This window comes from Trichothermofontia sp. (genome assembly GCF_053493415.1).
In genome coordinates this window covers 1-9,199 of record NZ_JBRCAD010000005.1, presented here as the reverse complement: position 1 = coordinate 9,199, position 9,199 = coordinate 1, and the positions used below count along the sequence as shown (strand labels likewise).

Here is a 9,199-nt window from a genome sequence, read left to right as displayed (position 1 = left end):
CGGACAAAGCTGCTTCAAGATCAATTTGACAAGCTTCGGGAATGAGGCTATCATAGAACATCATTTTTTATTTGTTAGAGGACAGAATACTGCATTCTGTCCCTTTTTTCCATCGCTTAACCTAACTTTCAACACTTCTGGCGCGGGAGCCGTTTGTTGCGATTGCAGAAAGGATTTTGAGGATGCCATTCAACTTGCGTGTGCGCTGGCGGGGGGGATGGATGGTATTGTGACTCGGAATACGCAGGATTTTGTCAGTACTCAGGTGGCGATTTGGTCGCCGGAGCAATTTGTTGCCCTTTATCCCCATACCAGCCATGAATGAAAGTCGTGTGCAAGCCTACCTCGAACTGATTCAACAATTGCTAGCGTGTCCCGGTGGGGAGGAGTCGGGAATTTTGCAGGCGCATCAGGAGTTGCTGGATGCGGGGTTTGCGGAGACGGTGTTGGCGGTGGCGGCGCAGGCAAAGGAGCAGGGGGAGGAGAATGCGGCGCGGTTTCTGGAGAATTTGGCGGCACAACTAGCGCAAGCACTGGGGCTGGAATTGCCAGGGATGGAGGTGCAATCTTTGGCTGGGAAGTCTGATGGGGCGCTAAGGCTATTGCAAGCACTCTTACAAACGGAACTGCAACGCTTAGAAACCCAAGGCTCGCCGCAGATGATTTTTGAGGTGTTGCGTCGTCATTTGGCGCACTTGAATTTAGGGTTGATTCCGGTGATGCAAACGGTTGTGAGAGGCTTTATTGCGGAGAATCCGGAAGCTGCCGAAGATATGGTGGCGTTAATTGAAAATATCAGTATTGATATCTCAGATTTTCCGTTAGGGAATCGTGCTGACAATCTGGAAATTACCCTTGCGGGTTATGGGCTAGTTTTGGAAGTGCGCACCCGTGAGCAAAATCCCCAAGGCTGGGCACAAACCACTATGAACCTCGCCAATGCCTACTATTCCCGCATTCGGGGTGATCGGGCCGACAATCTCGAGCAGGCGATCGCGCACTATGAGCAAGCCTTAGCCATCACGACCCACAAGGCGCTGCGGGCGACGATGATGAATAACCTCGCCAATGCCTACAAGGACCGCATTCGGGGCGATCGGGCAGAAAACATCGAGCAGGCAATCGCGCGCTATGAGCAAGCCTTAGCCATCACGACCGACAAGGCGCTGCGGGCGACGATGATGAATAACCTCGCCAATGCCTACAAGGACCGCATTCGGGGCGATCGGGCCGAGAATCTCGAGCAGGCGATCGCGGCCTATGGGCAAGCCTTGACCGTGATGACGCCAGCGGCCATGCCCGTCGAGTGGGCGCAGACCATGATGAACCTCGCCAATGCCTACTCTGACCGCATTCGGGGCGATCGGGCCGAGAATCTCGAGCAGGCGATCAGGGCTTATCAATCGAGTCTGGAAGTTTTTGACCCACAACTCCTTCCCGATGATTGTCGCAAAGCCGCTCGCAGTCTGGGGAATCTCTACGCGGAGCAAAAACAGTGGCCAGAAGCCGCTGCTGCCTACCAAACCGCCCTCCAAGCCGCCGAAATCCTCTACCAAAGCGCCACCCTCCTCGATAGCAAAGCCGCCGAACTGGCCGAAACCGCCGATCTCCCGCGTCGCGCCGCCTACGCCCTCGCCAAAATCGGCAACCTCCAACAAGCCGCCCTCACCCTCGAACAGGGCCGTGCCCGTGGCCTCAGCGAAAGCCTCGAACGGGACCGGGCCGACCTCAGCCAACTCGAGCAAAGCCACCCCGACCTTTACACCCAATACCGGGATATCACCCATCAACTCCGCGACCTCGAAACCCAACAACGCTTCCGCCAAACCTCCGACGAGCGGCACGAGATCACGCCTGAATTCCTCCGTAACACTGCCCAGCACCTCCGTCAAACCCTCACCACCACCCTCGACCAGATCCGCCAAATCCCCGGCTACGAAACCTTCCTCACTCAACCCAGCTTCGACGACATCCGCGCCGCCTTAAAACCGGAGATTCCCCTGGTTTACCTGGTTCCAACCCCTGCTGGTAGCCTTGCCCTCATTGTTACCCGCCAAAACATTGAACCGATTTGGCTAGATGACTTGCCTGAGAGTCAAGTGCGCGAAATTCTCTACGGACCTGCGGACGATCCAGAACTAGGCCGCTGGTTGGGTGCCTATCAAGCATTCCGCAATAATCCCAAAGCCAACTATTTAGCTTGGTGCAAAGAAATTGAGCAAACCACCCGCCAACTCTGGGAACCCCTCATGGCTCCCCTAATCACCCACCTCAAAACCCACAACTTTACCCAAGCCACCCTCATCCCCACCGGCTACCTCAGCCTCCTCCCCCTCCACGCCGCCTGGGTCGAAGATCCCAGTACCCCCACCGGCAAACGCTACGCCCTCGACGACATCCACTTCACCTATGCCCCCAACGCCCGCTCCCTCCGAGCCGCCCAGGCGATTGCCGATCGCACCCCCGCCGACACCCTCCTCGCCATTGACAACCCCCGCAACGACCTCCCCAACTCCTGCCGCGAAATCACCGCCGCCAGCCGCACCTTCCCCAACTCCCAAGTCCTCTCCCACAGCCAAGCCACCGTCGCCGCCGTCCTCAACGCCCTCCCCCACTGCAACATCCTCCACCTCTCCTGCCACGGCACCGCCAACCTGACCGAACCCCTCACCAGCGGCCTCCTCATGCACGATGGCCTCCTCACCCTCCGCGATCTCCTCGACCTCAAACTTGCCGACACCCCCACCGGCGGCATCCGTCTTGCCATCCTCTCCGCCTGTGAAACCGGACTCGCGGGCATCGAACTCGCCGACGAAGCCATCAGCCTCCCCACCGGCCTCCTGCAAGCAGGCGTTGCCGGGGCGATCGCCTCCCTCTGGTCCGTCTCCGATCTCAGCACCATGCTCCTCCTCACCCGTTTCTATGACCTCTGGCGGCGAAAAAACCTGGCACCCGCCGTTGCCCTCCGACAGGCCCAACAATGGCTTCGGGATACCCCCGACGGCGAAATAGCCGACTACGCGGGACTGGTTACCCTGAAACGGAGCGATCGCACCTACGCCCATCCCTTCCACTGGGCCGCATTTAGTTATACCGGCGTGTAAAAATATCAATATGAGGTTTGAAATTCTAGGAGAGATTCGCAGTATTGAAACCATTGCGATCGGCTTTGGCATTCGGGAATGCGATCGCCTGCGGAAAGCCTATGGCCCAGGCCGTTGGCGCAAACTTAAAGGCGTGGCTACTATCCGACTTGACGACGGTACCATTAGTCAGGCAGAGCTTCACTGGTACGAAGCGCATGGTATTGGCAAGAAAGAAATTAGAATCAAATACATTTTTGATTAACTAGGAGTAGATCATGAACTTTGTTGTTTGTATTAATAATCAAGACTATCCCGTCTCCCTCGAAATCAGAAAAATCTATCAAGTTCTACCTGACCTGAAAGCGAGTCAACATAACCTAATCCGAGTCATCGATGAATCCGGTGAAGACTATCTATATCCAGCCAACTATTTCATGAAAGTTGATCTCCCCGAAACCTTACAAAAAGCCTTGACAGTAGCCAATCATGATTAATATGAGCTATAGCCAGGATGTTGATGTACTTTTAATTGAGCTTTCCGAAGCCCCGATCGCCTATGCCGAAGATGACGGCGAAATCATCCTTCACTATTCCCAAGACGCTAAACTCGTCCTCATTGAAATCCTCGATTTCCAACAACACCTCTCTGATAAATCCATGACTGAACTGTTAGCATCCTAAGCAGATATCACTATGACACTGCTCAATCCTGGGATCTTAACCCTGCAAGAATTTATGAGCCAAGAACCCTTGCCCCTCGCCACCTTGCAACAGGCAATCCTCGCGTTCTTGCAAGGTAAAGACGATGTGGTAATTTTTGGCGCACAAGCCGTTAACGCCTATGTCAGCGAAGCCCGCATGACCCAGGATATTGATTTAATGTCCACCCGTGCCAGCGATCTCGCCGAAGCATTACGGGCACATCTCAGCCAAACCTTTCACATTGCCATTCGCATTCGACAAGTGGCAGAAGGACGAGGCTATCGTCTCTTTCAGGTTAGAAAAGCCGGTAACCGTCACCTCGTCGATATCAGAACCGTCGAGACCCTACCCCCAGCCCAACGGATTGCCAACCTCCTGGTCCTCGCGCCCGATGCCCTCATTGTCAGTAAAGTCATCGCCTATCACCAACGGCGCAATCAACCCAAAGCCGGAACCGACTGGCGCGATCTGGTCATGCTGCTACTGAAATTCCCCAACTTCAAGCAAAACCCCGATCTCATCACTGAACAATTACTGGCTAGCAATGCGCCCCCCGAAGCCTTAACCCTGTGGCAAACCCTCGTTGCCCAAGAGATTGAGCTAGCGGATGAAGATACTGACTTCTAAGCATAGATATCAACAAACCAATGTACATCACTGGCCGCGCTTAGGGTTGCAGTCTGCAAACCCGATCGCCTCACTGTCCAAATAACCTGCCAGTGCCATCTCAATAACCGCTTCCACGGGATAGTCAATCTCAGCAGCACGATCAAGCAAAGCTTGTTTAATTCGCTCTGGTAATTGCTCCAAAATCACCTGCGCTGCCGTGTGTGTCAGTTGTTCAAAACTTGTCGATCTCATAAACTTAGAACTCCCTAGGAATCTTAACGTTATAAGGCGGTTCGGTCGATCGTAAAAGCATTTGCTCTAGCTCTGATAATAGCGCTGGATTCCCCCAACGCTCTAGAACTACGATCGCTATTCTCACCTCAGTCGGAGGATAGCGATCTAGCCACGCCCATGTAAAGGCTTTATGCCCACCATTAAATCTGGTCCCTAAATCATTAGTTTTACCTAGATACAAAACGCCTTCTGTCTGGTGTCGAATAGCATAAATACCAGGTCGCGTAGGTAAGTGATTAAATTGGCGATCGATGGCAAGGCACTGTTCAAATGGCATGAATGCAAGTTGGTCAAGAATTGCCTTTGCCTGTTGTCGAACATCAACCATACCCAGTCAACCCTCCCCTGACTGTATTATCTATGATAGGAACAAGCACGGACAAGAGGGCAACCCATGTACGACCCTGAAGATATCCTAGAAGCCGCCCGCACCATTCGCCCCTATCTCGGTGAACTCCTGGAAACCGAAATCGCCGACCCGATCGATACCCAACTCGCTGAACTTCTGACACAAAGCGACACCCAAACCGCGATCGCCAATAACGTCCTAGAACTACTTTCGGCTCAGGATACCACCCGTGAATGGGCCTTCAACTTTCTGCAAAACCAACAGCAACCCGAACATCTCCGAGCCTGGAGTCCGTTACCGGGAGATATGTCGATCGTGAATGCCGCCAAATATAGCTGTCCCCACGGCGACTACGTTTGGTATCAGCCCAGAGTTGGCATCGAACCCCCCGCCTGTCCCACCCATAAATGTTTCCTTAACCGCGCTTCCTAAGGGGGTATAAATATCCTCGCTTTTCTATCTCAATTCTGATTATCTCCGTAATAACAATGGTTCAAACTTCCACCAAACCCCTCACCCTCGATGAGTTTCTTGCCCTCCCAGAGACCAAACCCGCCAGCGAATTTATTGATGGTCAAATTATCCAGAAACCCATGCCCCAAGGAAAGCACAGCACTGTTCAGCTTGACCTAGGTACCGCAATCAACCTTAGTCTAAAACCATCGCATATTGCCCGCGCTTATTCTGAATTGCGCTGTACCTTCGGGGGCAGATCGCTTGTTCCTGATGTTGCCGTCTTCACCTGGGAGCGCATTCCCCGCGATGCAGCGGGAAAAGTTGCGAATCAATTTCTGCTAGCACCCGATTGGACGATCGAAATCCTCTCTCGAGAGCAAAGTCATACTAAAGTTGTGCGCAATATCCTCCACTGCCTTGCCCACGGCACCCAACTCGGCTGGTTGATTGATCCGGATGAAGAACTGGTGTTCGCCTATTTCCCGAATCAAACGATCGCCGTTTATGAAACCATCAGCGATCGCTTACCCGTTCCCGCCTTTGCCGAATCTTTTAACCTAACTGTTGGGCAATTGTTTACTTGGCTGAGTGAGTAGGGGGATACGATTTTAGATTTTAGATTTTAGATTTTAGATTTTAGATTTTAGATTTTAGATTTTAGATTTTAGCAGGCTGGCTAGAAAGGGGTTTCAATTTTAGATTTGTGTTGAGAAAATCGGTATTGGCTTGACCGTGTTGACAATTGGGAGCCTAACGTGTCTAGCGAATTTCTGAAAGGAGTCAGCGGCAAACTCGCCGAACAATGGGTAGGAACCACCTTAACCCCGGCCTTTATCTTTTGGGCAGGCGGAGCCGCCGTCGCGCTACAACACTATGGCTGGCAAACCCTGAGTGCCCAATTTAGTGCCTACCCGGAACCCCTACAAATCGCCCTTCTTATTGTCGGTTTCTGCATCATTGCAGCTTCTGGCTTCGTCGTACAACGGTTCGACCTGTCCGTATTACGCTTTCTCGAAGGCTACTGGCCAACCCAATTACGTCCCCTCCGCCGCTGGCTGATCCGTAGAGCCGCAAAACATCATCAGCAGGTCCGCGATCGCTGGCAACCCCTTGCTCACCTTGCCAACACTGATCCGGCCCAACTCACGGCTGAACAACAGGAGGAATTTATCCAACTCGATCGGCAACAACTCCAGATGCCCCTACCCAACCAAACCATGCCCACCCGCCTAGGGAATATTCTCCGGGCAGCGGAACGACGGCCCCTCGAAAAATATGGGCTGGACGCGATCGTCTGCTGGCCCCACCTATGGCTCCTCCTTCCCGATGCGGTCAAAGCCGATCTACAAGCCACCCGTGCCGATCTGGATAGTGCCGTTCGCATTTGGCTTTGGAGCCTGCTGTTTCTGATTTGGGGAATTTGGGCCTGGTGGGCAATACCCCTGGGGCTTGGCACCGCCTTCTTTGCCTACGATCGCTGGGCACTGGATGCCGCCAGAGCCTACACCACCCTGATTGAAGCCACCTTTGACCTGTACCGATTTGACCTCTACCGCGCCCTGCATTGGCCACTGCCCCCGACCTTCGATGCCGCTATTGAAAAAACACTGGCCCGTCAGATCAACACCTACCTTTTACGGGGAGAGTTACCGACTGGTTTTGAGTATGACGCGATCGACTTGATGAAAACCTAACCTGCATGATTCCCCAGTGAATGGCCCTGTCGCCCACAGGGGCCAACGTCATGCCCCGCCAACCCCACGATCAATTTGCCAAACAATACCTCAAAGGACTCCTCACGCCCTTCAGCGAAGAGTCAGAAATCAGCCTGGAAATTTCCCCCGGCGAACCCCAACAAGTCGATCTCTGGTTCACACCCAACCCGCAACTCGCCACCCAGCAACACCTGCTCGGCCTCCTGGGGCAAATGCTCACCACCCCCGCCCTGCTCGAAGCCTTTCGTAACCCGGCTCCTGCCGCCGAAATTTGTGCCTGCCTCAATAAACTGCTGCTGCTCCAAGCCCACCAACGCCGCGACGCCAAACGCCAAAAACAAAAAATACTGGATTCTGACCTGCCCCACCTCTGGATCTTGGTGCCCACTGCCTCCCCGCGCCTCCTCACCAGTTTCCGGGCCGAACCTCAAGCGGGCTGGTCGGAGGGTGTCTACTTTCTGGCTCCGGCGTTGCGGACTGCGATCGTGGTCATTCACCAACTCCCCACCCATCCTGACACCCTCTGGCTCCGCCTCCTCGGACGCGGCACTGTTCAGAGAAGCGCGATCGCCGAACTCATGGCCCTAGCAAACCACCCCCTGCAACGCCAAGCCCTCGCCGCCCTCGCCCAGTTGCAGATCACCCTGCAAAGACGGCACAATCTAAGCAGATCTGAACAGGAGATTGCGATGAACTTATCCCCTGTCTATGAACAATGGTTGGCCGAAACCCTAGAACAAGGCCGTCAAGAGGGCCAACGGGCTGACCTAGAAGCGCTCCTAATGGCTAAGTTCGATCGCCTTGATGAAGGCCTAGCCAGCATCATCCCTCAATTGATGGCCCTGTCCCCTAGCGATCGCGCTCGGTTAATTCTTCAGTCCTCCCGTCAGGAACTTCTGGAGCAGTTTCAAGCAGAGCAGTCTTAACATCCCTAAAAACACGCCTGGGGGAACTGGCGGCGGAGGGCAGGTAACACCGGACAGGGGGAGCGATCGTCCAGCTTACCCAGTTGATTCCAGGTAAACGGACCCTGCCGCGCCGCCGACATCCACAACAACCGCCGTGCCCGTGTCATCGCTACATAAAGCAAACGATATTCTTCAGCCATTTTGAGTTGATTCGCCTGCTGCCACGCGATCGCGGGCGAGGCCAACGGTGAAACCGCCCCCGCCAATGCAGCAGAAGTCTCCCCAGGAGCATCCAATTGGGCATGGAGATCGGCGCGGATTTGGGCGCGGGCCACCTCCGCCAGGGTAAATTCGCCCAGGAATTGGGCTTGCAGCGGCACCCAAGGTTTTCCCGGAATCACCGTGTCATGTAAGAACGGCAGAAACACATAATCCCAATCCAGCCCCTTGGCCTTGTGCATTGTGATAATCGTCAACCGACCAGCACGGGCATAGCGGGATTCCACCTCATCGGTTTCCACCGGTTCAAAGCGCTCCGAGTTGGTAATCTCACTCAACACGGTAATCATCGCCGCCAAAGACGTATCCCCCAGCGTTTGTTGCAGAATGCGACTCACCAACTTATCCGCCGTGGCCAATTCAGTTTGGTCATAGCCCAGGCTAAGCGCGAGGAAGGAAATCAACTGGTAACTGGGCAGTTCTAAACGCGCACGGAGGAGGCTGACCCCATAGCGGCGTGCCCGTTGGACCGGCTCTGGCTGGGGGGGATCGAGGGGCGTGGGATAAAGAAACTGTTCCGGCAGGCTGGCGAGGGCATCGAGATCCTGGGCCGGGATGCGCTGACGGGCAACCAGAACACTGAGGGCGGCCTTGAGGCGATCGGGCGAGTGGGGCCGATCGAGGAATTGCAACAACGCCAGCATCTCACCGGGCACATGGGAGTGGCGATCCTGTTCCCCGACTTCGTAAATCTCAATGCCCGCCTGCTTAAACCGATCCTGTAAGCGCTGGGCCACAAATCGCCCCTGGCGGTTCTCTCGCACGAGGACAGCAGCACTGTGGTCCTGATGCTCCCGCAGG

At 54.6% G+C, this 9,199-nt stretch carries 13 protein-coding genes; 10 read left to right on the top strand and 3 right to left on the bottom strand.

What is annotated here, in order from left to right:
* The 6 genes from ACWIUF_RS00605 to ACWIUF_RS00580 form a co-directional block, all read left to right on the top strand.
* A partial coding sequence (locus ACWIUF_RS00605) for a PIN domain-containing protein (protein WP_448570232.1) occupies positions 1 to 325 on the top strand: 325 nt, incomplete at its 5' end.
* Positions 318 to 3,104, top strand: coding sequence for a CHAT domain-containing protein (locus tag ACWIUF_RS00600; RefSeq protein ID WP_448570231.1), 2,787 nt, complete (start codon positions 318 to 320; stop codon positions 3,102 to 3,104). The genes ACWIUF_RS00605 and ACWIUF_RS00600, both read left to right, overlap by 8 nt.
* A gap of 10 nt (positions 3,105 to 3,114) precedes the next feature.
* Positions 3,115 to 3,348: a hypothetical protein gene (locus ACWIUF_RS00595; RefSeq protein ID WP_448570230.1), complete on the top strand. Its 234-nt coding sequence runs from the start codon at positions 3,115 to 3,117 to the stop codon at positions 3,346 to 3,348.
* Between the two features lie 13 nt (positions 3,349 to 3,361).
* Entirely contained in the window at positions 3,362 to 3,580 is a 219-nt protein-coding gene (locus ACWIUF_RS00590; protein ID WP_448570229.1) for a hypothetical protein, read from the top strand.
* Positions 3,573 to 3,767: a DUF2283 domain-containing protein gene (locus ACWIUF_RS00585; protein WP_448570228.1), complete on the top strand. Its 195-nt coding sequence runs from the start codon at positions 3,573 to 3,575 to the stop codon at positions 3,765 to 3,767. Before ACWIUF_RS00590 ends, ACWIUF_RS00585 begins: the two co-directional genes overlap by 8 nt.
* A gap of 12 nt (positions 3,768 to 3,779) precedes the next feature.
* On the top strand, positions 3,780 to 4,415 hold the full coding sequence (locus tag ACWIUF_RS00580; RefSeq protein ID WP_448570227.1) for a nucleotidyl transferase AbiEii/AbiGii toxin family protein: 636 nt from the start codon (positions 3,780 to 3,782) through the stop codon (positions 4,413 to 4,415).
* 27 nt (positions 4,416 to 4,442) lie between these two features.
* Here ACWIUF_RS00580 and ACWIUF_RS00575 read toward each other — a convergent pair whose 3' ends face one another.
* Complete coding sequence (locus ACWIUF_RS00575) at positions 4,443 to 4,649, bottom strand: hypothetical protein (protein WP_448570226.1); 207 nt, start codon at positions 4,647 to 4,649, stop codon at positions 4,443 to 4,445.
* 4 nt (positions 4,650 to 4,653) lie between these two features.
* Positions 4,654 to 5,019 carry a GIY-YIG nuclease family protein gene (locus ACWIUF_RS00570; RefSeq protein WP_448570225.1) on the bottom strand — a complete coding sequence of 122 codons (366 nt, stop codon included), beginning with the start codon at positions 5,017 to 5,019 and terminating at the stop codon, positions 4,654 to 4,656.
* A gap of 66 nt (positions 5,020 to 5,085) precedes the next feature.
* On the opposite strand from ACWIUF_RS00570, the gene ACWIUF_RS00565 reads away from it, so the two are divergent.
* From ACWIUF_RS00565 to ACWIUF_RS00550, 4 genes are all read left to right on the top strand, one after another.
* Positions 5,086 to 5,472, top strand: coding sequence for a hypothetical protein (locus ACWIUF_RS00565; protein ID WP_448570224.1), 387 nt, complete (start codon positions 5,086 to 5,088; stop codon positions 5,470 to 5,472).
* A 56-nt stretch (positions 5,473 to 5,528) separates the two neighbouring features.
* Entirely contained in the window at positions 5,529 to 6,092 is a 564-nt protein-coding gene (locus tag ACWIUF_RS00560; protein ID WP_448570223.1) for a Uma2 family endonuclease, read from the top strand.
* Positions 6,093 to 6,251: 159 nt separating this feature from the next.
* Positions 6,252 to 7,190: a hypothetical protein gene (locus tag ACWIUF_RS00555; RefSeq protein WP_448570222.1), complete on the top strand. Its 939-nt coding sequence runs from the start codon at positions 6,252 to 6,254 to the stop codon at positions 7,188 to 7,190.
* 20 nt (positions 7,191 to 7,210) lie between these two features.
* Entirely contained in the window at positions 7,211 to 8,137 is a 927-nt protein-coding gene (locus ACWIUF_RS00550) for a hypothetical protein (protein WP_448570221.1), read from the top strand.
* 5 nt (positions 8,138 to 8,142) lie between these two features.
* On the opposite strand, the gene ACWIUF_RS00545 is transcribed toward ACWIUF_RS00550, so the two are convergent.
* Positions 8,143 to 9,199: 3'-5' exonuclease (locus tag ACWIUF_RS00545; RefSeq protein ID WP_448570220.1), on the bottom strand; the 1,057-nt coding region annotated here is incomplete at its 5' end.

Excerpts from the sequence above, each read along its gene's own strand:
- ACWIUF_RS00575 (WP_448570226.1), bottom strand. The coding sequence starts at position 4,649 with ATGAGATCGACAAGTTTTGAACAACTGACACACACGGCAGCGCAGGTG.
- ACWIUF_RS00595 (WP_448570230.1), top strand. The coding sequence starts at position 3,115 with ATGAGGTTTGAAATTCTAGGAGAGATTCGCAGTATTGAAACCATTGCG.
- ACWIUF_RS00570 (WP_448570225.1), bottom strand. The coding sequence starts at position 5,019 with ATGGTTGATGTTCGACAACAGGCAAAGGCAATTCTTGACCAACTTGCA.
- ACWIUF_RS00565 (WP_448570224.1), top strand. The coding sequence starts at position 5,086 with ATGTACGACCCTGAAGATATCCTAGAAGCCGCCCGCACCATTCGCCCC.
- ACWIUF_RS00600 (WP_448570231.1), top strand. The coding sequence starts at position 318 with ATGAATGAAAGTCGTGTGCAAGCCTACCTCGAACTGATTCAACAATTG.
- ACWIUF_RS00550 (WP_448570221.1), top strand. The coding sequence starts at position 7,211 with ATGGCCCTGTCGCCCACAGGGGCCAACGTCATGCCCCGCCAACCCCAC.
- ACWIUF_RS00580 (WP_448570227.1), top strand. The coding sequence starts at position 3,780 with ATGACACTGCTCAATCCTGGGATCTTAACCCTGCAAGAATTTATGAGC.
- ACWIUF_RS00560 (WP_448570223.1), top strand. The coding sequence starts at position 5,529 with ATGGTTCAAACTTCCACCAAACCCCTCACCCTCGATGAGTTTCTTGCC.
- ACWIUF_RS00590 (WP_448570229.1), top strand. The coding sequence starts at position 3,362 with ATGAACTTTGTTGTTTGTATTAATAATCAAGACTATCCCGTCTCCCTC.
- ACWIUF_RS00585 (WP_448570228.1), top strand. The coding sequence starts at position 3,573 with ATGATTAATATGAGCTATAGCCAGGATGTTGATGTACTTTTAATTGAG.